Below are 24,190 nucleotides of genomic sequence, written 5' to 3' on the forward strand. Positions count from 1 at the left end.
AAAAGATGGATAGTTACCCCAAACGGACTAAAAAGAATAAAAATTTAATAATAGTTTGTAGGGGAAAAATCTAGAAATTTTTCTTCGTTTTTCCTCTGCAAAAATCAAGGGAGGAAAAATGTTTCAAGCAAAAGTAAAAGAACTTCTATTAAAAAAGGATTTAAAAGGTCTAAAGGAGGTTCTAAACTTAGAAACTCCTGTGAATATAGCTGAATTTATTGAAGCTAATAGTGAAAATGAAAAGGATATGATTATTCTTTTTAGACTTTTACATAAAGAGTTAGCAGCAGAGGTATTTGCAAATTTAGATGCTGAAGAGCAGATGAAAATTGTAAGTTCAATAAATGATGATAAACTTCAATCTCTATTAGAGGAGCTATATTTTGATGATATGATTGACTTTTTAGAAGAGATGCCTTCAAATGTTGTAAAGAGAGTACTTGAAAATTACAGACATGAGAATAGATCTTTAATTAATCAATTTTTATCTTATGAAGAGGATTCAGCAGGAAGTTTAATGACAATAGAGTATCTTTCTCTAAAAAGTAGTCAAACAGTGAGAGAAAGTCTTGAGCATATTAGAAAATACGCTGAAGATCTTGAGACTATAGATGTGGCTTATGTTATAGATAAAAACAAAAAGCTTGAGGGAGAGATAACTTTAAAGAAACTTTTAGCATCTTCTGATGATGAAATTATAGAAAATATAATGGATAAGAATATACTTTCTGTAAAAACATCAACAAACCAAGAGGAAGCAGTAAAGTTATTTAAAAAGTATGATTTAACAGTTTTACCAGTAATTGATAAAGAAAATATCTTAGTTGGAATTATTACAATAGATGATATGGTAGATGTTATAGAGGAAGAAAATACAGAGGATTTCCAGAAAATGGCAGCTATGGCTCCAAGTAAAGAGGAGTATTTAGAAACTTCAGTTTTACACCTAGCTAAAAATCGTTTAACATGGCTTTTGGTATTGATGGTTTCAGCAACATTTACAGGATCGATTATTAGTAAATATGAAGAAATAATAGAACAGATGGTAGTTTTAGCTGCAGCAATTCCAATGCTTATGGATACAGGTGGAAATGCAGGATCTCAATCTTCAACTCTTATAATAAGAGGAATGGCTTTAGGGGAGATCAAAATGAGTGACTACTTAAAAGTTGTATGGAAAGAGTTAAGAGTAAGTTTAATTGTAGGATTAGGATTAGGTGCTGTAAACTTTTTGCGTATGAACTATATATTAAAGCAGGATTTTAAAATGTCAATGCTAGTGTCAGTTACTTTAGGAATAACAGTAGTAATAGCTAAATTAGTTGGAGGATTACTTCCAATAGGAGCTAAAAAACTAAAATTAGACCCAGCTATAATGGCAGGACCATTAGTTACAACAATAGTTGATGCATTAGCTTTAGTAATTTACTTCTACTTAGCAATGTTTTTATATAGTGATGTATTAAGATAGAGAAAACCAGCTCACATGAGCTGGTTTTTATTATTTCAAACTGTTATATAACAGTTTTTTTTCTTAAACCTTGCTTTCAGAGATAAAAGGGGTATAATTGAATTAATTAAAAGTAGGTTTCATAAGGAGGAGTTATTATGGATAAAAATATGAAAAATGGTTTTGGAACAATAGCAATTCATGGTGGAAGTGAAAAAAACCCTTTTGGAACTTTAGCTACACCAATCTATCAAACATCAACATTTATATTCGATTCAGCTGAGCAAGGGGGAAAAAGATTTGCTTTAGAGGAAGAGGGATATATTTATTCGAGATTAGGAAATCCTACAGTAACAGTTGTAGAGAAAAAATTAGCTCTTTTAGAAGAGGGAGAAGCAGCACTAGCTACAGCTTCAGGAATGGGAGCAATAGCTTCAGTTATGTGGACAGTTTTAAAAGCAGGAGATCATGTTTTAGCAGATAAAACACTTTATGGATGCACGTTTGCTCTGCTTAGTCATGGATTAACAAAATTTGGAATAGATGTAGAATTCATAGATACTTCAGATTTAGAAGCTGTAAAAAACTCATTAAAACCTAATACAAAAGTTGTTTATTTAGAAACACCAGCAAATCCAAATTTGAAAATAGTTGATATAGAAGCAGTTTCAAGAATAGCTCACACACACAATAGTGATATATTAGTTGTGGTGGACAACACATTTGCAACACCATATTGTCAAAAACCTTTGACATTGGGAGCGGATATCGTTGTTCACTCAGCTACAAAATACTTAAATGGACATGGAGATGTAATAGCTGGTTTTGTTGTTGGTAAAATGGATTTAGTAACTCAGATCAGACTTGTTGGAGTAAAAGATATGACAGGAGCAGTTCTTAGTCCTATGGATGCTTATTATATAATAAGAGGAATGAAAACTTTAGAGATTAGAATGGAAAGACACTGTTCTAACGCTAGAAAAGTAGCGGAATTTTTAAACACTCATCCTAAAGTTGAAACTGTATTCTATCCAGGATTAAAAACACATCCAGGACATGATATAGCTTGTAAGCAGATGAAAGACTTTGGAGGAATTTTTGCCTTTGAACTAAAAGGTGGAATGGATGCAGGAAAAACTTTATTAAATAACCTAAATCTTTGTTCTTTAGCAGTTTCATTAGGAGATACAGAAACACTTATTCAACATCCAGCTTCAATGACTCACTCACCATATACAAAAGAGGAGAGATTAACTGCTGGAATTACTGATGGACTAGTTAGAATATCTGTTGGACTTGAGGATGTAGAGGATATAATAGCAGACTTAAGAAATGGTCTAGAATTAGTATAAAAAAATAAAAAATAACATATTGACAAAATAACTAAAATGCATCATAATGCATTATAAAATTTTAATATTAGTTCACCTTTATAAACTGAGCCTAAGGCCGATGGCGATGACGTTGTAACCCTGTGAACATAAATATTGTGACGCTGCCATAACAATATCTAAGTATTTTGTTATTTGTTATCTTTTAGAGCGTACCTTTGTGCGCTCTTTTTTTTATTAAAAAATAAGGAGGCGATAGTGGTAATCAATACTTTTAAATTCGGATTTTATTCTTTTATGGGAATCTGGCTTTTTTTAGTTCCAATTGTAATTGGAGGAGAGTCAGCAATGCTTTTAGGACACATAAAAAGTTACATAGTTAATGGATATGTGGGAGTAATTAAATCCTTAATGATAGGATTTGCTGCTGTCACCATCTTTGGAACTATTTTAGGAATAAAGAAAAAAACTTTTAATGATAGAGTTTTAGACGAATTTTTTATAGGTAGTAAATTTGTATCAGCTGTTAGAATAATTGGAGCATCATCATTGATATTAATAGCATATAATTTTATGCCAACTGTTATAGGAGAGGTTGTGGCTGATGAGGGAACAGGTCTTATGATGATAGATGAGTTACTTCCAACAATATTAGTAACATTTTTATTAGAAGTTATGCTAATACCTCTTTTAACATCCTTTGGACTTGTTGAATTTATTGGAACTTTAATAGCTCCATATATGAGAAAACTTTTTAGAGTTCCAGGATATGCTGCAATAGATGCATTGGCATCTTTTGTAGGAGATGGAACTATTGGAATTGTGGTTACAGATCAACAGTACGAAAAGGGATATTACACACAAAAAGAGGCGGCTATTATAGCTACATCATTCTCTTTAGTTGGAATATCTTTTGCTATAATGATGGCAGATTTATTAAGATTATCACATATATTTGGATATTTTTATGGTTCTATTGTAGTTTGTACAATTTTAACAGGAGTTGTAATTTCAAGACTTCCACTGAAAAAATTTAAAGATGATTACTATAAAGAGGGCGAAGCACCAAATGAAAGAGACACAAGTATGAGCTACGCTTTAAGGTTAGCTTCAGATGTAGCAGGAAAAACAAAGGCTACAAAAGTTTTAAAAGACTCTTTTATAAAAGTTTTGACAATATATGTAACCTTTACTCCAGTAATAATGTTAGTTGGAACAATAGGACTAGTTCTTGCTGAAAAGACAACGGTTTTTCAAGTTATAACAGCTCCAATGATACCATTTTTAGAGTTTATTGGATTTGAAAAAGAGATAGCTCAATATATGGCACCATCAATGATAATAGGAATTACAGATATGTGGTTACCAGCTGTTTTTATTAAGGATTGTCCAAGTGAGTTAGCTAGATTTGTAATAGGAGGACTTACATTTTCCCAGTTAATATATTTTAGCGAAACAGGAATTATTCTTATGAACTCAAAAATAGGGTTTAATTTTTTTGATGTAATGAAGATATTTTTCTTAAGAAGTATAGTTGCATTTCCAATGATATACGCAGTTGGATTATTTATGTTAAAAATAGGATTGCTTGCAAATTAAGGGAGGAAACTCCCTTTTTTTATTGAATAAGACAGATGGGAAAAAAATTCTTATTATAAGAAAAAAATTTGACTTTTTGAAATGAGTGAGGTATATACCTGTATTGGTAAGGGAGGGGATGGAGTTGAAAGGAGACTTAGAGATCTTAGAGGAGTATAGAAAAGTGGCGAGATTTATGTCTAAGTGTTATGGAGAAAACGTAGAGGTAGTGCTTCATGATTTAAGAGATGTGAGTTGTTCAAGTATTGAGATATACAACAACCATGTGAGTGGTAGAGAGATAGGTTCTCCTATGAGTGAATTTGGACTAAAAATTTTAAAAGAAAGACTTTACGATGATAAGGAGTTTATAACAAATTCAAAAGGTGTTGTTGGAGGAAAAATTCTTAGATCTTCAACATTTTTTATAAAAAATATAGATGGGAATATTATTGGAATGATATGTGTGAATGTAGATGTAAGTAGTTATTTAAACATAGCTTATCAAATGGAAAGTATGGCAAATTTTGGTTTAAATTTAAAGGATGAAAAAGAGGTAGTAACAGAAGTAGATTTTCCAAACTCTATAAAAGAGATGATAAACAAGGCTTTACTAGAGATTTTAAAAGGTAGAGTATCTTGGAAAGAGATAGAGGGGGAGGAGAAGCTTAATGTTATAAAAAAGCTTCACCAAAAGGGGATATTTGATTTAAGAGGTGGAGTTTTAGAGGTCTCAGAAGCTTTAAATGTTTCTGAATCAACAATATATCGTTATCTAAGTAAAATTTAAAAAAGGATGGTAGATCATGAGTAAAATGGTAGAAATCAGATGGCATGGTAGAGGTGGACAAGGTGCAAAGACAGCTTCTCTTCTATTAGCAGATGTAGCATTTAGTAGTGGAATGTATGTTCAAGGATTCCCTGAGTATGGACCAGAGAGAATGGGAGCTCCAATAACAGCTTATAACCGTATAGGAGATGAGCCTATTAGAGTTCACTCAAATATTTATGAGCCAAACTTTGTAGTTGTGGTAGATGAAACTTTAATTAAAGCTATTGAAGTTGAAAAAGGATTAAAAGATGGAGGAGCTATAATTGTAAATAGTGAGAGAACTCCTGAAGAGTTAAGAGCTGAATTAAGAGGATATACAGGAAGACTTTATACATGTAATGCAAGAAAAATATCTGAGGAGTGTTTAGGAAAATACTTCCCAAATACACCAATGCTTGGAGCAGTTGTAAAAGTAAGTGGACTTATTCCAGAAGATGAATTTATAAAAAATATGGAAGAATCATTTAAGCATAAATTTAGTACTAAACCTCAAGTTTTAGAGGGGAATATGTGTGCGTTAAAGCGTTCAATGGATGAGGTGGAAGGATAATGAAAAATAAAAATGGAAGAATAATAGATGAAACTATAACTTGGCAAGAGATAACTCCTGGTGGAGTAGTATACGAAGCTGGAAGTGCAGAAAACTTTAAAACTGGTGATTGGAGAACTATGAAAGTTGATTTCATAGAGGAGAACTGTAAGCAGTGCTTACTTTGTATTCCAGTATGTCCAGATTCAGCTATTCCAGTTAAAGATGGAAAAAGATTAGATTTTGATCAGGATCACTGCAAAGGGTGTGGAGTTTGTTTTGCAGTATGTCCATTTAAAGCGATAGAGTTTACAAAGGCTTAGGAGGAGAGAGGAAAATGAGTATAAGAGAGAGAATGTCAGGAAACGAAGCTGTAGCTACAGCCATGAGACAGATAAATCCAGATGTAATGCCAGCGTTTCCAATTACACCATCAACTGAGGTACCGCAGTACTTCTCTAAGTATGTAGCTGATGGAAATGTAAATACAGAGTTTATTCCAGTGGAATCAGAGCACAGTGCAATGTCAGCAGCAATTGGAGCTCAAGCAGCAGGAGCTAGAACTATGACTGCAACTTCGTCATGTGGACTTGCTTTAATGTGGGAGATGCTTTATGTAGCTTCATCAATGAGATTACCTATAACTATGGCACTTATAAATAGAGCACTAACAGGACCTATCAACATAAATGCTGATCACAGTGATTCAATGGGTGCAAGAGATACTGGTTGGATTCAAATATACAGTGAAACAAATCAAGAAGCATATGACAACTATATACAAGCTGTAAAAATAGCTGAAGATCCAAGAGTTATGCTACCAGCAATGGTTTGCCAAGATGGATTTATAACATCTCACGCTGTTGAAAATATAGAGCTTTTAGAGGATGAGAAAGTAAAAGCTTTTGTAGGGGAGTATAATCCTGAGGATTACCTGTTAAACTCAGCTAGACCAATAGCTCATGGACCATATGATACAGCAAACTTCTATATGGAGCACAAAGTTCAGCAAGCTCATGCAATGACAAGTGCAAGACAAGTTATAAAAGAGGTAGCAAAAGATTTTGAAAAATTAACTGGAAGAAAGTATTCATTCTTTGAAGAGTATAAAATGCAAGATGCAGATGTAGCTATAGTTGTTATAAACTCAACTGCAGGAACAGCAAAAGAAGCTGTAGATGAGTTAAGAGCAGAGGGGAAGAAAGTTGGACTTATTAAGATTAGAGTGTTTAGACCATTCCCATTTAATGAATTAAAACAAACTTTAACAGGAATAAAAGTTGTTGGAGTAATGGATAAGTGTGAAGGATTCTCAGGAGCAGGTGGACCACTTTTTGCTGAGGTTAGATCAGCGCTTTATGACTCACACGATAGACCAGAGATGTTTAACTATGTTTATGGATTAGGTGGAAGAGATGTAACTGTAGATACTATAAAAGGAGTATTTAATGAACTTCTTTATGAGGCACACGCAAAGCAACTTATAGAGGATCAAGTGGAGATAGCTTACAACCCAGAACTGCTTTTAGCACATACAGATGATTTCGAAGTTGGTAGAGTTTACAGACACTTAGGAGTAAGGGGGTAGTAAGATGGCATATAATTTTAAAGAGGAAATGAATAAACCAGAAAGATTAACTGGAGGACATAGACTTTGTGCTGGATGTGGAGCAGGAGTTGCAGTAAGAGGAGTTTTAAGAGCTTTAAAAGTAGAGGATAAGGCAGTTATTGCAAATGCCACTGGATGTTTAGAAGTTTCAACATTTATGTATCCATATACAGCTTGGAAAGATTCGTTTATCCATAGTGCTTTTGAAAATGCAGGAGCTACTTTAAGTGGAGTAGAGGGAGCTTATAACGCTTTAAAAAGACGTGGAAAAATTGATGATACATATAAATTTATAGCTTTTGGAGGAGATGGAGGAACTTATGATATAGGATTCCAATCACTTTCTGGAGCTATGGAGAGAGGGCATGATATGGTTTATGTATGCTATGACAACGGAGCATATATGAATACAGGGATTCAAAGATCATCTGCTACTCCAAGATTTGCTGATACAACAACTTCACCAATTGGTAAAGAGAGTAACGGTAAAGTTCAAAGTAGAAAAGATTTAACAGCTATTATTGCTGATCACAATATTCCATATGTTGCTCAAACAACATTCTTAGGAAATATGAAAGATTTACATGAAAAGTCAGAAAAAGCTATCTATACAGAGGGAGCAGCATTTTTAAATGTTTTAGCACCATGCCCAAGAGGATGGAGATACTCTACAGAAAAACTTATGGAGATGTGCAAATTAGCAGTTGAAACTTGCTATTGGCCACTATTTGAAGTTATAAATGGAGAATGGAAACTATCTTATAGACCTAAAAATAAACTTCCAATTACAGAGTTTATAAAAGATCAAGGAAGATTTGCTCATCTATTCAAACCTGGAAATGAGCATCTAATAGAGGAGATGCAAAATGAAGTGGATAGAAGATGGGAAGCTCTTTTAAAAAGATGTGGAGAAGAGATCTAAAATAGTTAATAATGTTCTTAAAATTAAAACAATTGTGTACAGAAATGCAGTGAATGTTCTTAGGCACTTTAAAAAAAGTAAAAAAGGTGTATAATTTACACTGTAAGGAAACTTACCCTTGAAACGTTAACGTTGTGTTAAAGTTTGAAGTGCCCCGACATCTAGAAATAGATAAAAAAGCCCTCAGAAATGAGGGTTTTTTTTATTTTTTAAAATATTAAATATTAAATCAGAAAATGATATAATATATAAATAATAAATAAAATTAGGAGGGGGAATGAATATAAAAAGCAGAATGGGAATATATATAGCTATATTTCTAACAGTTTTTTCAGCTTTGTTATACTTGTCAAAAGATAGTAATAACTATATATCTATAACAACTAATAGGGAGAGTATAGATATATTTAATACGAATCAAGAGAAAGTGTTACTATATAAAAAAGAGGGAGGGGTATTAAAAAAGGTTCCTATTTTTGTCTATTTAAATGATTATATGAATATAAATAGTGAATCAGGAGAATATTTAGTTAAAATTAAAGAGAAAAATTATCCTGCACAAGAGATTTTAACAGAAAAAAAGAAGGATGAACCTTTAATAATTGGACTAAAATATATTCCTAAAATAGATTTAAGAAAAAATAATATATTTTTAAATGTTTTAACTGGAGCATTTCTACTATTTAATTTGAGACTTTTATACAACTTCAAAAAAGAGATTGTAAGAAAAAAAGAGATTATTTTTCCAATATTCTTCCTTTGCTTAAAAATTCTTTTAACTAATTCAGAACTTTTCTCAAATGTAATTTTAACAAGAATTAATCTTGTAACAACAAGCATTTTAGGGTTATACTTATTGATTTATGTAAAAAATAAAAGTTACCAAATAAAAAATGATAAATCTATAAATATGTTTTTATGGATATTATTTATAATGTACTACATAGGGGAAGTAGTTATGACTAGTGCAATTTTAAACTCTAAAATTTTAAACTATTTAGCTACTAACTATTTCAGCTTTCTAAAAATTTCTATATTTTTCTATGTTTGGATAGATGCATTAATTATAATACTTTTTATGTTTCTTTTAGAATCTATAAAAATTAAGAAAAAACAGATAATAAAACAGATAGAAAAGAAAAACTTGGCATTAATTGCAAGTTTTATAATTTTATCATTAACAGTGGAATTTTTTATAAACAATAATAAATATTTTTATTATTTAAATATGTTTGAGTTTGTGTATGTATTTTGGTATATATTTTTAATAGATATAAATACTATGGGAAAAGTAAAAGTACTCAATTTAAAGATTTTTCAAATGTTTTTACATATATATTTATTTTTTGTAATAACAGAGAGTGTAGAGATAGCTTTAGGAGTTATTGCTTCGTTTTTAACTTTAAATCTATATACATACTTTATACAGGGAACTTTAAAAGTTGATAGATATTATATAGAAAATTTAATAAATCGTATGTATTTAACTAAAAACTCTAAGGAGTTTAAAGAACAGCTTTCAAAAGAGTTAAAGAAAAATTTAGAGTTAAGTGAAGTAGAAACTAAAATCCTTATTCAAAGAGATGATTATAAGAAGTTTTTATTAGATAGAGGATATGATGAAGATGAGCTGTTATTAGAGAAAAATGATATTTTAAATAAAAAATATGACTATGCAGTGAGGTTAAAATATAATAAAAATCCATTTATAGGGGTTATTTTAATAGCCAATAGAGGTACAAAATTAGTTTATGAGGAGAAAAGATATTTAGAGGAGATCTCTAAACGGATATCCTTAATAGCTAGTAGATACAGATTTGAAAAACTGCAGGAGGAACTTAATTGAAAAAAATAGGTGTCAATATAGATTTAAATTTACAAGAGATATTAAGCGAACTTCTAGAGGTTGAATTTTATTCAGTAGAAAGCTTAATAAAATATGATATCGAAAGTATCGATGCGGTTATTTTAGATTTAAAATACGAAAAAGACAACAATAAAATACACTTTTTTAGTAGAAAAAACATTCCCATTGTGTTATTATGTTCTAGAGATGATGACTTTAGAAGGATAAAAGAATATTTTAAAAGACGTGATATATATGATTGTGTGTATAGAGATGATTACTTTGAAATAGAAAAATCTTTAGATGAGTTATTTAATAGAAAAGCAATCCCTAAAAATATAGAGGAGATTGTAATAAATGAAAGTTTTTATAGAGCTATTGTAAAGATTAAAGATATTATCTATCTAGATTATTGTAGACTTACTAGAAAAACAGAGATAACAACAAGAGATGGGAAAATTTATTCAGTAAAAAGAGGATTTTCAGAAGTTGAAGATAAACTGAAAATTTTAGATTGCTTCATAAGGGTAGATAGAGGAACTCTTATAAATAAAAATTTAATAAAAGAGATTGATTATAAAAATGAAAAAATAACCTTTGTTGGAGATGGTTGTTTATCTGTAAGTAGGACTAAATTAAAAATTTTAGAGGAAAACTTGGATTTATTCGAAAATAGAATAGAGCTATAAAAAACTTTAAAATACAATGGAGGAGAATATGAAGAAAATAATACTTTTTATAACATTGATTCTTGGAAGTTTAGTTTTTGCAAATGAAAAACCTTTAATCGTAGGAATGGAGTTAGCATACCCTCCCTTTGAAATGTCAGATGAGAATGGAAAACCTACAGGTATAAGTGTAGATATGGCCTATGCTTTAGGAGAGTTCTTAGGAAGAGATGTAATTATAGAGGACATGGCTTATGGTGGTCTTATTCCAGCTTTGAAAACTAAAAAAGTAGATGTAATAATATCATCAATGTCTGTAACAGATGAGAGAAAGCAGTCTGTTAATTTTTCAACACCATATGCTAAAAGTTATTTAGCAATGTTAGTTAATAATAAATCAGGTATTGCAAATGCAAATGATTTAAATCAAAAAGGAAAGAAAGTTGCAGTAAAAAAGGGAACAAGTGGACATACTGTGGCTGAAAAATACTTTCCAAATGCTGAGATAATGGTTTTTGACAAAGAAAGTGCTTGTGTATTAGAGGTTTCTCAAGGTAAAGTAGATGCTTTTATATATGATCCATTGACAATATATAGAAACTGGACAAGAAACTCAGAAACAACAACTCCACTATTAGCTCAATTTGAAAATGAATCTCAACCTTGGGCAGTAGCATATAGAAAGGGTGAGGAGGATTTAGGAGCTCAAATAGATGAATTTATAGTGGAATATAAGGCTAATGGAGGATTTAATAAATTAGCTGATAAATACTTAGGTGAGGAGAGAGCTTTCTTCAAGGAGAAAAATGTACCTTTCTTCTTTGATTAGGAGATGATATGAGTATACTAAAAACTTTATTTTTTAAACCCAAAACTCAAGAAGAAACACCAGTTGTAAAGTGGATAAATATAGTTTTAGTAACTGTGATAGTTTTAGGAGTTTTTCATTATGCTTTCAGTAGATTAGACTACCCATACAATTGGGATGGAATAATTGAAAAGTATAAATATAAATTTATGATTGGTTTTACCATGACATTGGTAATATCAATTTTTTCTCTAATAGCTAGTTTTATAATAGGTGGGCTTTTAGTTTTAGGTCAAAGAGGAAGTTTTTTACCAACTTACTATTTTGCTAAAGGCTTTACTGAAGTTATTCGTGGAACGCCACTAATAGTTCAGATATATCTATTTTACTATGTAATAGGAACGGCTTTTGGTATAGAAAATCGTTATTTAATGGGAGTTTTAATAATGGGAGTATTTTCAGGAGCTTATGTTTCTGAGATTATTCGTGCAGGAATAGAAAGTATAAATAAAACTCAGATAGAAACAGCAAGATCTCTTGCTTTTACAAAATTTCAAACGTACAGATATATAGTTCTACCTCAAGTTATAAAAAGAGTTATGCCACCACTTGCAGGGCAGTTTGCTAGCTTGATAAAAGATTCCTCTCTTTTATCAATAATAGCAGTAAACGAGTTTACAAAAAATGTGCAGGAGGTGGATTCTCTAACTTTTTCTCCAATAGAGAACTACTGTATTCTAGCAGTGGGTTATTTGATATTGACTTATCCAATCTCCCATCTCTCTAAATATTTAGAGAGGAGGTATAGTTATGGAAATTAAAATAGAAAATTTACATAAAAATTTTGGAGAACAGGTAGTTTTAAATGGACTTAATTTAGATTTAAAACAGATACACTCAATTGTAATAATAGGACCGTCTGGAGGAGGTAAATCTACGCTGTTAAGAATTTTAGCAGGGTTAGAAATAGCTGATGAAGGAGAAATAGTTGTTAGTGGAGAGAGAATCCCTAAAGAGGAGGAGGAACTTCACGAGTATAGAAAGGGTATAGGAGTAGTCTTCCAAGCCTTTAATTTATTTCCTCATTTAACAGCTTTAGAAAATATAATATTACCTTTGGAAAAAGTTCATGGAGTTTCTAAAAATGAGAGCGTTGAAAGAGCCGAAAAACTTTTAAAAAGATTTGGATTATTTGAGCATAGAAATAAATATCCTCATCAACTTTCAGGAGGACAACAACAAAGAGTTGCAATAGTTAGAGCAATGGCATTAAAGCCTAAATTTTTACTTTTAGATGAACCCACTTCAGCCTTAGATCCTGCTTTAACAAAGGAGATTTTAGAGGCTATTGGAGAGCTAAGAAAAGATAAAAAAGATATGGTTTTGGTAACTCATGAGATGGAGTTTGCTAAGGGTGTAGCTGATTGTGTTATCTTTGTAAGTGGTGGAAAAATAGTTGAGATGGGACCACCGGGAATAATTTTTGATAAACCTAAAACTATTGAACTTTGTCAATTTTTAGGTGGTAAAGATTGTGAAAATAGAATAAAAACATATAGTGCCTAGATTTATCTAGGTACTTTTTTTTAAAAGCATACATTTGAAAAAAGGTACTTAGAAAGTAGTAGTATATTTCAATAGTGAAAGGGTATAAAATATTGACTTTAAAAGTTAGAGATGATATAAAATAGTTTTGGAAAAAATTAAAAGGGAAAAATAGTTTTCTAAAGTATATTTCTAAAAAAGAGTCAGGAGGAAAGATGAGATTATACAAAAAAGAGCAGATATATGATTTTCTGAAAAATGCAATAATCTCTGGGGTAATTGCAGTACTACTATCTATTGTAGCCCATGTAATAGTTGAAAAGGAGAGGTTAGATTACTTAGAGATAGCTTTAAGTTCTGTAAAAATATATTTTAGTATTTTACCAATGGTTTTTTTAAAACAAAAAAACTTTTTGTTTAGAGATGGACCATTAAAGGCTACAGCTTTAATTTTTTATTATTTAATATTAGTTCCTATTATAAATTTTTCATTAAATTTAAGGCAGGAAACAAGTGATTTAAGATACTTTTTTTATTTGTTATCTTTTATAAATATAATACTACTAATAGCGTGTCATATAATAATATTAAAATATGTTTTTTCAGATTTTTTAAGACGTAGAAGAAAAGTTGTTCCAGCAGATGTAATAGTTGTCATAACTACTTATATAACTATTGCTATAAGCTTTGGACTTTTGTATACTATACTTAGTTTATTTAGTTCAACACCTGTATTTAACGGAATAACTAGAGAGTTACCTCAGGTGGAGTTTTATTTTAAACACGTATACTTTAGTTTTATAACAATAACAACAGTTGGTTACGGGGATGTATATCCACTTACAATGTTAGCTCAATTTTTAGTTGTTGTAGAGATAATAACTGGGATTGTATTAACAAATGTCATATTAGGACTTGTAATTGGATCAGGAATACTTTCATCAAAAGATTAAATAAAAACGGGAGGATTAAATGGGAAGGCTAAGAAAAATAGTTTTATTTTTTGTGCTTTGTTTATCTGTTTTAGCAGCTGAAGAATCAGAAAATAGAGTTAACTCTGCTGCTGAAAAAATAAAAGAGATAGATAAACAGATACAGGAGCTGGAGTTAAAAAGAAAAAACTTAGAGAGTTTAAAACAAACTTTTATAAAGAATCAAAATATTTCTAGACCTAAAGTTGGATTGGTTTTAAGTGGAGGAGGAGCTAAAGGTGCTGCTCATATAGGTGTATTAAAAACACTGGAGAAATATCAAATTCCAATAGATTATATAGTGGGAACAAGTGCTGGAAGTATCATAGCAGCGATGTACTCTGTGGGATATACTCCAGATGAAATTGAAAAGGTGGTAACAGATATACAGTTTTATGATCTGTTTAAAAATAGCTCTAGTAGAGACTTAGAAGGAATTGTTCAAAAGACTCAGTCTAATAAGTATCCACTGAATATAGCTTTGACAAAAAATTTCAATCTATCTCTACCAATGGGGGTTTTAAATGGAGAGTATATCTATTTAGAGCTAAAGAAAATCTTTGCAAGAGCAGAAAATGTAACAGAGTTTAAAGATTTCCCAATACCATTTAGAGCTATGACTACAAATCTTCAAACAGGAGAATCAGTTGAGATAAATAGTGGTGACTTAGCATTAGCAACTTTAAAAAGTATGGCAATTCCAACTTTCTTAGATCCAATAAGAGAGGGAGATAACTACTATGTAGATGGAGGAGTAGCAGATAACTTCCCAGTTTTACAAGCTATAAATATGGGTGCAGATATAGTTATAGGTGTAGATATAGCAGCAGAACCTATTGTTATAACAGATAACTCAAATATAATTCAGATACTTGATAAGTTATCAACATATAATGGAGATAAGAGTACTGAGATTCAAACTCATTACCCAGATATTTTAATAACTCCAGATGTAAAAAAACATAGTACTTTAGATTTTGATAATTTACCAAAATTAGTTGAAGAGGGACAAATCGCTTCTGAAAAAGTTGATTATGCACTGTCAAAACTAACAGATAAAGCTAGATATAATGAGATTAATTTAAAGAAAGAGAAGATGAGAAATAGAGAGTTTAATATAGCAAATGTTAAATTAAGTGGAAATGATCTATTAACTGCAAAAGAGGTTGAAAAATTAAGACCTAAAGAGGGAGAGCTAACAGTAAAAGAGTTAAATCTTTGGGCAGAAAAGATATTTGCTAAAAATTATGTAGATAGAGTTTTCTACACTGTAGACGGAGATACAGTGAATTTTACAGTGAGAGAAAAGTTAGAAACAAAGCTAAAAGCTGGACTATTCTATGTGTCTAACTATGGTGCAGGATTAGAAGCTGTAGCAGAGGTTCCTGTTTTCAATAAGTTTAATCTATCTCAGAAAAATTACACTTTAAAAACAGAACTTTCAAAATATCCAAAAGTATCACTAACAGATACAACACAGTATAATGTTTGGGATCATAAGTTACTTGTATCAGCAGAGATTGGATATGGATTAAACCCAATATTCCTATATAAGGGTGGAGATAATGTTTCAACATATGAAAATAATACTTTTGAGACAAATCTATCAGTAGGAACAACAATATTTAACGATATAATAGCAGGATATACATTGAGCTATAAAAATATGGAAACAAATTACTCTTCAGGAGAGAAAATTAAAAACTTCTCATTCTTTAAAAAGGATGGATCATACTTCACAAATACATTTAGTTTCTATTACGATACAATGAATCAATCAGAGTATGCAACTAAAGGTGGGCAAGGATTATTACAAGTGTTCTCTGAAACTAATGCAAAAGAAGGAAACTCTTTTGAAGGATATTCAGCAATGGCTACAAAGTATTTCCCAATAGGGAATAGTTGGTCTTTAAATGTTAACTTAAGTGGAGGACAGATGTATAACGCTGAAAATACACCACTTTCAGAGTTATTTAATTTAGGAGGATTAAGAAGTAATCCATTGAGAAGAAACTACTCTTTTGTAGGATTACCAATTTCATCTGTTTATACAGATAACTTCTTCCTAGGAGGAGCAGGATTACAATATACAGTATTTACAAATTTATACTTAAGCTTGAACTATAATATAGGAACATATAATTACTATTCTGGATTTGAAAGCGAAAAAGGTATTTGGGATATGAGAAAAGAGGGATATGGAGTAGGAATTGGATGGGATACATTCTTAGGACCAATGGATTTTTCTATATCTAATAATGTGTTAAATAACGAAACTTTATTCCAAGTTCATATAGGATATGTTTTCTAAAGAAAATAAAGAGAGATTAAAATAAAGGAAGAGCAAAAATATTTAAGTAAAGTTAGTTAAAGATGATAAGTTTAAGGAGGATTTTATTATGTTTAAAAAGTTAGCCTATCTATCACCACTAGCTTTACTTATGTTTCAGGGTTGTACATCTTTAATTGATGGACATATGGTAGCTGTGGATTCATTTGCACCAAAGATGGTACCAGCGGGGACATACTATCTTTCATCTAAGGGACCAGAAGCAGGATTACAAAAACAAACTTTTGAAAACTCACTACAAAATATGTTAGCATCAAAAGGATATACAAGAACCTTTGTAAATAAAGGAGCAAATTATAATATAGTTTATGACTATACTGTTACAGGTCCATTTACAACAGAGGAAAGCTTCCCAGCTCCAGTAAATGAATGGTGGGGAGTAGAACAAACATATGGTGGAGTTCACAATGGAATGTTTGAAGAGGCATGGTACAGTGATAATACTCAATTTGTAAATTATTTTGTAAAAGCATTAAGCTTGTCAGCTTATGCAAATAGTATTCCAGTGTGGCAAGTAAAAGGTCATGTACAAGCTGAAACACCAGATTTAAATCAAGATTATCGATATCTAATTTCAGGAATTTCTGATTATATTGATCAAAGTTCTGGAAAAGTAGTATACATAAATGTTGTTAAGAACTCAAAAACAGGAGATTACACAGCAACTAAATGGTAGAATTAAAACCTCTAAGTTTAACTTAGAGGTTTTTTTTATTTTACTATAAAAAGGTTTAGAAAACATACATAATGAAATAAAAAAAATATAATAAATCACTTAAAATACAAAAAAATAAAATAAAAATTTGACAAAATAAAAATCAGATTGTATACTAAATTAAAAATCGTATACAATCTTAGAAAAAGTATACAAAGAGAGGTAGACATGTCAGTAAAAAATAATACAGAAAATATATATGAAGATCTAAAAGAAAAAATAATGAATTTAGAATATAAACCAGGTCAAACAATAACAGAGCAAGAGATAAGTAATATTTATGGAGTTTCAAGAACACCAAGTAGAGATATATTGAATAAACTTTCATCAACAGGACTTATTGAAAGTGTTCCATTTAAATCAAGTTATGTAAGTCTATTAGATATGGATATCATAAAACAAAGTATTTATATGAGAATAGTTTTAGAAAAGCAAATAATAAAAGATGCAGTGAGATTAATAGATGATAAATTTATTGCAGATATGGAGTATAATCTTAAACTTCAAGAGCTTCTTTTAAAAAGAGAGTTTGAAACAAAAGAGTTCTATGATCTAGATTGCCAGTTACATAAATTATGGTATGAATTAACAAAAAATATATTTATTTGGGAGCAGATAGAAAAGGCTCAGATTCACTATAAGAGATTTAAGATGCTAGATATATTAGAAGTTAAAAATTTTAAAGCAATCTATGAGGATCATAAAATGTTAGTAGAGGTTATAAAAGAAAAAAATACAGATAAAATAGAAGAGATAATATCAGAACATCTTTTTAGTGGAATAAATAGATTACAAAATTTAATACATGGGGAATTTGAAAATTATTTTAATAAAAGATAAAAAGATAAAAAGAAGGGGTGTATAATTATGAAAAAATTAGTAAATTTAGGATTAGGTGTTGTATTTACAGGAGTTTTAATGGGATGCTCTGGAGATAAAGATGCAAAAACAACAGGATCAACAACATTAAAAGTAGCTTTTAATCAATCGGAATCTCATCCACAATATAAAGCATTAAAAGATTTTGGAGATAAATTAGATAAAGAGACAAATGGTCAATATAAAGTAGAAATTTCACCAAATGCTCTTTTAGGAGATCAAAGAGCAGCTACTGAGCTTGTACAAAATGGTGTTATTCAAATGGCTGTAGTTGGAAATCCTGTTGTTGAAAATTTTAATAAAGATTTTGCTGTAATAGGACTACCTTATATCTATGATAGTATTGATCATCAAAAAAATGTATTTTTATCTGGAAAATTAGATGAACTGTTTAAATCAGTTAGCAAAAATGGTTTTGAAGTAGTTGGAGCTTATACAGCAGGAGCAAGATCGATATATACAAATAAACCAATAGAAAAACCAGAGGATTTAAAGGGATATAAAGTTAGAGTAATGCAGTCTGATACAATGAAGAAAATGGTTGATTTAATGGGAGGAGTTGGAACTCCAATGGCTCAAGGAGAGGTTTACACTGCTATTCAGCAAGGTGTTTTAGAAGGTGGAGAAAATAATGAGGTAACTTATGCAGACTTAAAACACTATGAAGTTGCAAAGTATTTCTCTTACACAAATCACTTAATGGTACCAGACTTAATAATTATAAATGATAAAGTTTACAATGGAATGACAAAAGAAAATAAGGATATTTTTGATAAGTTAGTTAAAGAATCTGTAGATTTAGAGTTCAAAGCTTGGGCAGAAAATGTAGAGGCAGCTAAAAAATTAGCTCAAGAAAATGGAGCTCAATTTATTGAGTTATCAATAAAGCCATTCCAGGAAAATATAAAACCATTACAAGAGAATGTTAAAAATTCATCTGAAGTAACTAAAAAAATATATGATGATATTAGATCTTTAGCTCAATAAAATTTTAATAGGAGAACAAGGATGGAAACTTTAAGAAATGGTTTAGATAAAATAATTGAGATATTCTGTATAGTTTTAATGGCAGTTATGACAACTTTAGTAACTTGGCAAGTTATAACAAGATATGTTTTTAATAATCCAAGTGCAGTGACAGAACAACTATGTCAATATCTATTTATATGGCTAGTTTTATTTGGAGCAGCTTATATATTTGGAAGACGTGAACATATGCAAATAACTTTTGTAAGAGATAAATTGCCTCAAAAAATAGGAATAATTTGTGATATTTTACAAGAGGGAATAATATTTATTTTTACCTTTGGAGTATTGGTTATAGGGGGATATTTATCAGTGATTAAACAGATGGTCCAGTTTGATGCCGCACTTAGAATACCAATAGGTGTTGTATATGCAGCTATCCCTATAAGTGGGGTGTTTATATTATTTTATTCAATTCTTAATATAAAGAAAATAATAAATACTATAAAAAGGGAGAGTTAAAATGAATTTAGCACTACAAACAGGATTAATAATGTTTATGTCACTTCCTATATTATTGACAATAGGAGTTCCAATAAGTGTTAGTATAGGTTTTGCATCAACTATATCTATGTTAACAATACTTCCTTTTGAAGGATCTATGGTAACATCAGCTCAAAGAATTTTCATAGGAACTAACTCGTTTTCATTAGTAGCAATTCCGTTTTTTATTCTGGCTGGAAATATAATGAATAACGGAGGAATAGCTATTCGTTTAATAAATTGTGCAAAATTAATAGGTGGAAGACTGCCTGGATCTTTAGCACAATCCAATGTAGTAGCAAATATGCTATTTGGAGCTATTAGTGGATCAGGAGTAGCAGCTGCAGCTGCAGTAGGAGGAACAATAGGTCCAATAGAAAAAAGAGAGGGGTATAGCCCAGAGTTTAGTGCAGCAGTAAATATAGCTTCAGCACCAACAGGGATGTTAATTCCTCCAAGTAATACTCTAATTGTGTATTCAACAGTAGCAGGTAGTGTTTCAATATCAGCTCTATTTATAGCAGGATATATACCAGGAATTCTGTGGGGAATGGGAGTTATGATTTTATCGGCAATAATGGCAAAGAAAAATGGATATGTATCTAAAGAGAAAACTACTTTAAATCAAAAAATAAAAGTTGTTTTAGATGCCATTCCAAGTTTACTATTAGTTGTAATAGTAATAGGTGGAATTTTAAAAGGTATTTTTACTGCAACAGAAGGATCAGCAATAGCTGTTGTTTATTCTTTGGGATTATCATTGATATATAAAGAGATGAGTATTAGAGAATTGCCTAAAATTCTATTTTCTTCAGCTCAAATGACAGCTATAGTTATATTTATGATTGGAGTTTCTTCAATAATGTCATGGGTAATGGCTTTTACAAATATTCCTCAAATTATAGCTAAGTCAATTTTAGGGATAACAGATAGTTATGCTATTATTTTGATAATAATGAATGTATTAATGCTTATAATAGGAACTTTCATGGATCCAACACCAGCTGTATTGATATTTACACCAATATTTCTACCAATAGCTCAAAGTTTTGGAATGAGTACAATACATTTTGGAATAATGATAGTATTTAATCTATGTATTGGAACAATTACACCACCAGTAGGACCAATATTATTTACAGGATGTAAGGTTGGGGATGTAACAATAGAGCAGGTCTTTAAAACTTTATTACCATTTTATGTGGTGACAATGATTATATTAATTTTAGTAATATTTATTCCGCAGTTATCTATGTGGTTACCAGATTTATTCGGACTTATAAAATAATAAAAAATAGGGAGTGTAAAAATGAGATTAGATATAAGATATGCAAATCATCCAGATGATTCAAAGCACTATACAACAGAGGAGTTAAGAAAGCATTATTTAATGGAAACAGTTTTCCTTGCTGATGAGGTTAATTTAATTTATTCTCATGTAGATAGAGTTATAGCTGGTGGAATTATGCCAGTTGAAGAAGAGGTAAAACTAGCAGGATGTAAAGAGTTAGGATCTGAGTTTTTCTTAGAGAGAAGAGAACTTGGAATTATAAATGTTGGTGGTGCAGGAAAAGTAATCATTGATGGAACAGAATATGATATGGAAGCTAAAGATGGATTATACGTTGGAATGGGAAATAAAGAGTTAGTATTTATATCAAACTCTAAAGATAAACCAGCTAAATTTTATATAAATTCATCACCAGCACATGTGGGATATCCAACTGTAAAAATTGATAGAACAACAGCTAATAAAGTTAACTTGGGAGATTTAGAGAATTCAAACAAAAGAACTATATTTCAATATGTTCACCCTGCAGTTTGTAAATCATGTCAACTTGTAATGGGGATGACAGAGCTAGATCCAAATAATATGTGGAACACTATGCCAACACATACTCATGAAAGAAGAATGGAGGTTTATTTCTATTTCGATATGGATGAAAATTCAAGAGTATTCCATTTGATGGGACAACCTCAAGAGACTCGTCACATTGTAATGGCTAATGAGCAAGCTGTAATATCTCCATCATGGTCAATTCACTCAGGTGTAGGAACTAAAAACTATACATTTATCTGGGGAATGGCTGGGGAGAATCAAACGTTTACTGATATGGACCACGTTCCAATGGATCAGTTAAAATAATTAGGAGGAAACTATGTTAAATATGTTTAATTTAGAGGGAAAAGTTGCAATGGTAACTGGTGGAAACGTAGGAATAGGAAATGCTCTTGCAATGGGGCTTGCAAAAGCGGGGGCTGATTTATTTATCTTTACATATAATGATGATAACATGGAAAATATGATAAAAGAGGTAGAAGCTTTAGGAAGAAAAATTGCTTATGCAACTGGAGATTTATCGAAAGAGCATATAGCTATGCAAGCTGTAGGAAAATGCATGGAAGCTTTTGGAAGAATAGATATCTTAGTGAATAACGCAGGAACAATAAAAAGATCACCAATTTTAGAGGGAAGCAATGAAGATTGGAAATCAGTTATTGACTTAAATCTATCTTCAATATACTATTTAAGTAAGACTGCAGCAATCGAGATGAAAAAGCAAGGTGGAGGAAAGATAATAAACATAGCGTCAATGTTATCATTCCAAGGTGGAAAGTTTGTACCATCGTACACAGCAAGTAAGCATGGAGTAGCAGGGCTTACAAAAGCTTTTGCAAATGAGTTAGCAGCAGATAATATTCAAGTAAATGCAATAGCACCAGGATATATAGAAACAGCAAATACAGCACCAATTAGAGCTGACGAGAAAAGAAATGCCGAGATATTAGGAAGAATACCATCAGCAAGATGGGGACAAACATCAGACCTAGTAGGAGGAGCAATATTCTTATCGTCAAAAGCAGCAGATTATGTAAATGGACATATTCTAGCTATAGATGGTGGATGGTTAGTTAGATAATATTTTAATGGAAAGAGAGGTATAGCCTCTCTTTTTTAGTATAAATATATAAAGTTTAAGGAGGTAGCTATGAAAAAATTAAAACTGATGAAACTGATATATAAAATTCATACAAACTCCCCGCCACCTTTAGAAGAGATAGAGAAGATGGGGCTTTTAGCGGTAAAAATTGCTCAATATTATGCTTTGAGAGCGGATTTTATAGATGAATCAACATGTGTTTATCTAGCGAAACTTTATGAATATAGTTATGAAGCACAAAAACAGGATATAGATGATATTATAGGTGGCGACATGTGGATATTGACATCTATGAAATCCTATGAAAAGATGCCTTTTGCCTCAGCATCAATAGGACAAGTTCATTTAGGATATTTAAGAAATAATGAGAATAAAAGTGAAAAGGTTGCTATAAAAATAAGGAGAGAGGATTTTAAGAAAAAATTTTTAGAAGATATAGTAAACGCCAGAAAAGTAATAAATACTTTACTCTTTTTTTATCCTAAGTTAAAAAAAATATTTAATCCACTAGAAGTTTTAAATAATATTGAGGAGTCTACTTTGCGAGAATTAGATTTTAAAAATGAGGTAGAAGGAGCAAAATACTTTGAGAGATTAAAAAAAGAAAATGAAAAGAGATTTGATTTAGAAGAATTAAAATTTTCAGAATTTATAGATAATTTATGCACTGAAAAAGTAGCAGTATCAAAATATATAGAGGGAAAAAGTTTTAACACTCTATTAAAAAATGGCGAACTAAAATATGAGGATCTTTTAAAAGTATTTAAATACCATAGTTTCTATATGTTTAAACTAGGAGTTTTTCATGGGGATCTCCATCCTGGAAATATAATTTTAGATCCAAAGGGTTGTATAAATCTTATAGATTGCTCAACTATAGGAAGGGTAAAAAACAAATTAAGAGTGGGACTATTTTGGTTTTTTTATTACCTATGTAGATATGATTATGACAAGGCAGTTTTTTATTTAAATGAGATGTCAGAGAAAGAGTTAGTAGATGAGAAGTATTTAAAATTTAAAAAAGATTTTAAAGAACTTTACAGTGATTTTAAAAATTCCACAGTATCTCAAGTTAGCTTAACAAGACGTATGATGGAAACAATAAAATTAGCTATAAACTCTGGAATGGAATTTGAAGAGGGAATGTTTCACATAATAAAGAGTCTTATGTATTTAGATGGTATGGTCTTAAAGTGCAATCCTAATATAAACTTAATGAATGATATAAGGGAGTTTACAGCTTTATTAGAAAGTGATAAACTATAGAGATAAGTTTATTAGAAGTAGGAGAAATTAATGAAAAAAATTATTGAAGTAGTAGGAGCTATTTTAGAAAATCCAAATGGTGATATATTTTGTGCTATGAGGCCAAAGGATAAAACTTTCCCAGGGATGTGGGAGTTTCCAGGTGGTAAGATTGAAGAGGGAGAGGATCCTAAAAGAGCTTTGGAAAGAGAGATTAAAGAGGAACTAAATATAGATATAAGAGCTGATAAAATTTTTGATGAAGTTCAAAAAGAGTATGAAGAGTTTGTTATAAAATTATCTACGTATAACTGTACAGTTTTAGATTTCTCAGAGTTTAAATTAGTAGAACACCAAGAGTTTAAGTGGATGAGAAAAGAGCTATTGATGACCTTAAATTGGGTCCCAACAGATATTCCAACTGTAGAGAAGTTAGCGAAATTATAAAAAGGTATACTCCC

24 protein-coding genes are annotated in these 24,190 nt (G+C 30.6%); all 24 read left to right on the plus strand.

Features of this window, described 5'->3' with window-relative positions:
• Positions 1-118 precede the first annotated feature (118 nt).
• The 24 genes from mgtE to NON08_RS05900 all read left to right on the plus strand — a co-directional run bounded on the left by mgtE (position 119) and on the right by NON08_RS05900 (position 24,176).
• On the plus strand, positions 119-1,471 hold the full coding sequence (gene mgtE, locus NON08_RS05785) for a magnesium transporter (RefSeq protein WP_256690480.1): 1,353 nt from the start codon (positions 119-121) through the stop codon (positions 1,469-1,471).
• Between the two features lie 137 nt (positions 1,472-1,608).
• Complete coding sequence (gene megL / locus NON08_RS05790) at positions 1,609-2,802, plus strand: methionine gamma-lyase (protein ID WP_256690481.1); 1,194 nt, start codon at positions 1,609-1,611, stop codon at positions 2,800-2,802.
• A 237-nt stretch (positions 2,803-3,039) separates the two neighbouring features.
• Complete coding sequence (locus NON08_RS05795; protein WP_256690482.1) at positions 3,040-4,380, plus strand: YjiH family protein; 1,341 nt, start codon at positions 3,040-3,042, stop codon at positions 4,378-4,380.
• Between the two features lie 124 nt (positions 4,381-4,504).
• Positions 4,505-5,149 carry a transcriptional regulator gene (locus tag NON08_RS05800; protein ID WP_256690483.1) on the plus strand — a complete coding sequence of 215 codons (645 nt, stop codon included), beginning with the start codon at positions 4,505-4,507 and terminating at the stop codon, positions 5,147-5,149.
• A gap of 16 nt (positions 5,150-5,165) precedes the next feature.
• The gene (locus NON08_RS05805; RefSeq protein WP_256690484.1) at positions 5,166-5,741 is read left to right on the plus strand and encodes a 2-oxoacid:acceptor oxidoreductase family protein; all 576 of its coding nucleotides are present in this window, start codon (positions 5,166-5,168) and stop codon (positions 5,739-5,741) included.
• On the plus strand, positions 5,741-6,043 hold the full coding sequence (locus NON08_RS05810) for a 4Fe-4S binding protein (protein WP_256690485.1): 303 nt from the start codon (positions 5,741-5,743) through the stop codon (positions 6,041-6,043). Before NON08_RS05805 ends, NON08_RS05810 begins: the two co-directional genes overlap by 1 nt.
• Positions 6,044-6,057: 14 nt before the next feature.
• A complete protein-coding gene (gene porA, locus NON08_RS05815; RefSeq protein ID WP_256690486.1) occupies positions 6,058-7,308 on the plus strand; it encodes a pyruvate ferredoxin oxidoreductase in 1,251 nt (416 codons plus the stop codon).
• A 4-nt stretch (positions 7,309-7,312) separates the two neighbouring features.
• Positions 7,313-8,251 carry a thiamine pyrophosphate-dependent enzyme gene (locus tag NON08_RS05820; protein WP_256690487.1) on the plus strand — a complete coding sequence of 313 codons (939 nt, stop codon included), beginning with the start codon at positions 7,313-7,315 and terminating at the stop codon, positions 8,249-8,251.
• A 277-nt stretch (positions 8,252-8,528) separates the two neighbouring features.
• A complete protein-coding gene (locus NON08_RS05825; RefSeq protein ID WP_256690488.1) occupies positions 8,529-10,097 on the plus strand; it encodes a hypothetical protein in 1,569 nt (522 codons plus the stop codon).
• Entirely contained in the window at positions 10,094-10,786 is a 693-nt protein-coding gene (locus NON08_RS05830; protein WP_256690489.1) for a LytTR family DNA-binding domain-containing protein, read from the plus strand. Before NON08_RS05825 ends, NON08_RS05830 begins: the two co-directional genes overlap by 4 nt.
• 28 nt (positions 10,787-10,814) lie before the next feature.
• Positions 10,815-11,594 carry a transporter substrate-binding domain-containing protein gene (locus NON08_RS05835; RefSeq protein ID WP_256690490.1) on the plus strand — a complete coding sequence of 260 codons (780 nt, stop codon included), beginning with the start codon at positions 10,815-10,817 and terminating at the stop codon, positions 11,592-11,594.
• A gap of 8 nt (positions 11,595-11,602) precedes the next feature.
• On the plus strand, positions 11,603-12,394 hold the full coding sequence (locus NON08_RS05840) for an amino acid ABC transporter permease (RefSeq protein WP_256690491.1): 792 nt from the start codon (positions 11,603-11,605) through the stop codon (positions 12,392-12,394).
• Positions 12,384-13,139 (plus strand): amino acid ABC transporter ATP-binding protein, encoded by a 756-nt coding sequence (locus tag NON08_RS05845; protein WP_256690493.1) that lies wholly within the window; start codon positions 12,384-12,386, stop codon positions 13,137-13,139. The genes NON08_RS05840 and NON08_RS05845 overlap by 11 nt, the downstream gene beginning before the upstream one ends.
• A gap of 194 nt (positions 13,140-13,333) precedes the next feature.
• A complete protein-coding gene (locus NON08_RS05850; RefSeq protein WP_256690495.1) occupies positions 13,334-14,071 on the plus strand; it encodes a potassium channel family protein in 738 nt (245 codons plus the stop codon).
• A 19-nt stretch (positions 14,072-14,090) separates the two neighbouring features.
• Positions 14,091-16,400, plus strand: coding sequence for a patatin-like phospholipase family protein (locus tag NON08_RS05855; protein ID WP_256690496.1), 2,310 nt, complete (start codon positions 14,091-14,093; stop codon positions 16,398-16,400).
• Positions 16,401-16,488: 88 nt separating this feature from the next.
• Positions 16,489-17,115, plus strand: coding sequence for a hypothetical protein (locus tag NON08_RS05860; protein WP_256690498.1), 627 nt, complete (start codon positions 16,489-16,491; stop codon positions 17,113-17,115).
• A gap of 207 nt (positions 17,116-17,322) precedes the next feature.
• Positions 17,323-17,994 (plus strand): GntR family transcriptional regulator, encoded by a 672-nt coding sequence (locus NON08_RS05865; protein WP_256690502.1) that lies wholly within the window; start codon positions 17,323-17,325, stop codon positions 17,992-17,994.
• Positions 17,995-18,021: 27 nt separating this feature from the next.
• Positions 18,022-19,020, plus strand: a complete 999-nt coding sequence (locus NON08_RS05870) for a TRAP transporter substrate-binding protein (protein ID WP_256690503.1) — start codon at positions 18,022-18,024, stop codon at positions 19,018-19,020.
• A gap of 21 nt (positions 19,021-19,041) precedes the next feature.
• Positions 19,042-19,521: a TRAP transporter small permease gene (locus NON08_RS05875; protein WP_256690504.1), complete on the plus strand. Its 480-nt coding sequence runs from the start codon at positions 19,042-19,044 to the stop codon at positions 19,519-19,521.
• 1 nt (position 19,522) lies between these two features.
• Positions 19,523-20,830: a TRAP transporter large permease gene (locus NON08_RS05880; RefSeq protein ID WP_256690505.1), complete on the plus strand. Its 1,308-nt coding sequence runs from the start codon at positions 19,523-19,525 to the stop codon at positions 20,828-20,830.
• Between the two features lie 21 nt (positions 20,831-20,851).
• The gene (gene kduI / locus NON08_RS05885; RefSeq protein WP_256690506.1) at positions 20,852-21,688 is read left to right on the plus strand and encodes a 5-dehydro-4-deoxy-D-glucuronate isomerase; all 837 of its coding nucleotides are present in this window, start codon (positions 20,852-20,854) and stop codon (positions 21,686-21,688) included.
• A 13-nt stretch (positions 21,689-21,701) separates the two neighbouring features.
• A complete protein-coding gene (gene kduD, locus NON08_RS05890) occupies positions 21,702-22,463 on the plus strand; it encodes a 2-dehydro-3-deoxy-D-gluconate 5-dehydrogenase KduD (protein ID WP_256690507.1) in 762 nt (253 codons plus the stop codon).
• 69 nt (positions 22,464-22,532) lie between these two features.
• Positions 22,533-23,750, plus strand: coding sequence for an AarF/UbiB family protein (locus NON08_RS05895; protein WP_256690508.1), 1,218 nt, complete (start codon positions 22,533-22,535; stop codon positions 23,748-23,750).
• A 30-nt stretch (positions 23,751-23,780) separates the two neighbouring features.
• Positions 23,781-24,176 (plus strand): (deoxy)nucleoside triphosphate pyrophosphohydrolase, encoded by a 396-nt coding sequence (locus NON08_RS05900; RefSeq protein ID WP_256690509.1) that lies wholly within the window; start codon positions 23,781-23,783, stop codon positions 24,174-24,176.
• Positions 24,177-24,190: the final 14 nt, after the last annotated feature.

The organism is Cetobacterium sp. NK01, assembly GCF_024506395.1.
Classification (GTDB): domain Bacteria; phylum Fusobacteriota; class Fusobacteriia; order Fusobacteriales; family Fusobacteriaceae; genus Cetobacterium_A; species Cetobacterium_A somerae_A.

What these genes read in the sequence shown, in the direction of transcription:
- mgtE (WP_256690480.1), top strand. Translation starts at nt 119, where the DNA reads ATGTTTCAAGCAAAAGTAAAAGAACTTCTATTAAAAAAGGATTTAAAA.
- megL (WP_256690481.1), top strand. Translation starts at nt 1,609, where the DNA reads ATGGATAAAAATATGAAAAATGGTTTTGGAACAATAGCAATTCATGGT.
- NON08_RS05805 (WP_256690484.1), top strand. Translation starts at nt 5,166, where the DNA reads ATGAGTAAAATGGTAGAAATCAGATGGCATGGTAGAGGTGGACAAGGT.
- NON08_RS05810 (WP_256690485.1), top strand. Translation starts at nt 5,741, where the DNA reads ATGAAAAATAAAAATGGAAGAATAATAGATGAAACTATAACTTGGCAA.
- porA (WP_256690486.1), top strand. Translation starts at nt 6,058, where the DNA reads ATGAGTATAAGAGAGAGAATGTCAGGAAACGAAGCTGTAGCTACAGCC.
- NON08_RS05820 (WP_256690487.1), top strand. Translation starts at nt 7,313, where the DNA reads ATGGCATATAATTTTAAAGAGGAAATGAATAAACCAGAAAGATTAACT.
- NON08_RS05825 (WP_256690488.1), top strand. Translation starts at nt 8,529, where the DNA reads ATGAATATAAAAAGCAGAATGGGAATATATATAGCTATATTTCTAACA.
- NON08_RS05835 (WP_256690490.1), top strand. Translation starts at nt 10,815, where the DNA reads ATGAAGAAAATAATACTTTTTATAACATTGATTCTTGGAAGTTTAGTT.
- NON08_RS05840 (WP_256690491.1), top strand. Translation starts at nt 11,603, where the DNA reads ATGAGTATACTAAAAACTTTATTTTTTAAACCCAAAACTCAAGAAGAA.
- NON08_RS05845 (WP_256690493.1), top strand. Translation starts at nt 12,384, where the DNA reads ATGGAAATTAAAATAGAAAATTTACATAAAAATTTTGGAGAACAGGTA.
- NON08_RS05850 (WP_256690495.1), top strand. Translation starts at nt 13,334, where the DNA reads ATGAGATTATACAAAAAAGAGCAGATATATGATTTTCTGAAAAATGCA.
- NON08_RS05855 (WP_256690496.1), top strand. Translation starts at nt 14,091, where the DNA reads ATGGGAAGGCTAAGAAAAATAGTTTTATTTTTTGTGCTTTGTTTATCT.
- NON08_RS05860 (WP_256690498.1), top strand. Translation starts at nt 16,489, where the DNA reads ATGTTTAAAAAGTTAGCCTATCTATCACCACTAGCTTTACTTATGTTT.
- NON08_RS05865 (WP_256690502.1), top strand. Translation starts at nt 17,323, where the DNA reads ATGTCAGTAAAAAATAATACAGAAAATATATATGAAGATCTAAAAGAA.
- NON08_RS05870 (WP_256690503.1), top strand. Translation starts at nt 18,022, where the DNA reads ATGAAAAAATTAGTAAATTTAGGATTAGGTGTTGTATTTACAGGAGTT.
- NON08_RS05875 (WP_256690504.1), top strand. Translation starts at nt 19,042, where the DNA reads ATGGAAACTTTAAGAAATGGTTTAGATAAAATAATTGAGATATTCTGT.
- NON08_RS05880 (WP_256690505.1), top strand. Translation starts at nt 19,523, where the DNA reads ATGAATTTAGCACTACAAACAGGATTAATAATGTTTATGTCACTTCCT.
- kduI (WP_256690506.1), top strand. Translation starts at nt 20,852, where the DNA reads ATGAGATTAGATATAAGATATGCAAATCATCCAGATGATTCAAAGCAC.
- kduD (WP_256690507.1), top strand. Translation starts at nt 21,702, where the DNA reads ATGTTAAATATGTTTAATTTAGAGGGAAAAGTTGCAATGGTAACTGGT.
- NON08_RS05895 (WP_256690508.1), top strand. Translation starts at nt 22,533, where the DNA reads ATGAAAAAATTAAAACTGATGAAACTGATATATAAAATTCATACAAAC.
- NON08_RS05900 (WP_256690509.1), top strand. Translation starts at nt 23,781, where the DNA reads ATGAAAAAAATTATTGAAGTAGTAGGAGCTATTTTAGAAAATCCAAAT.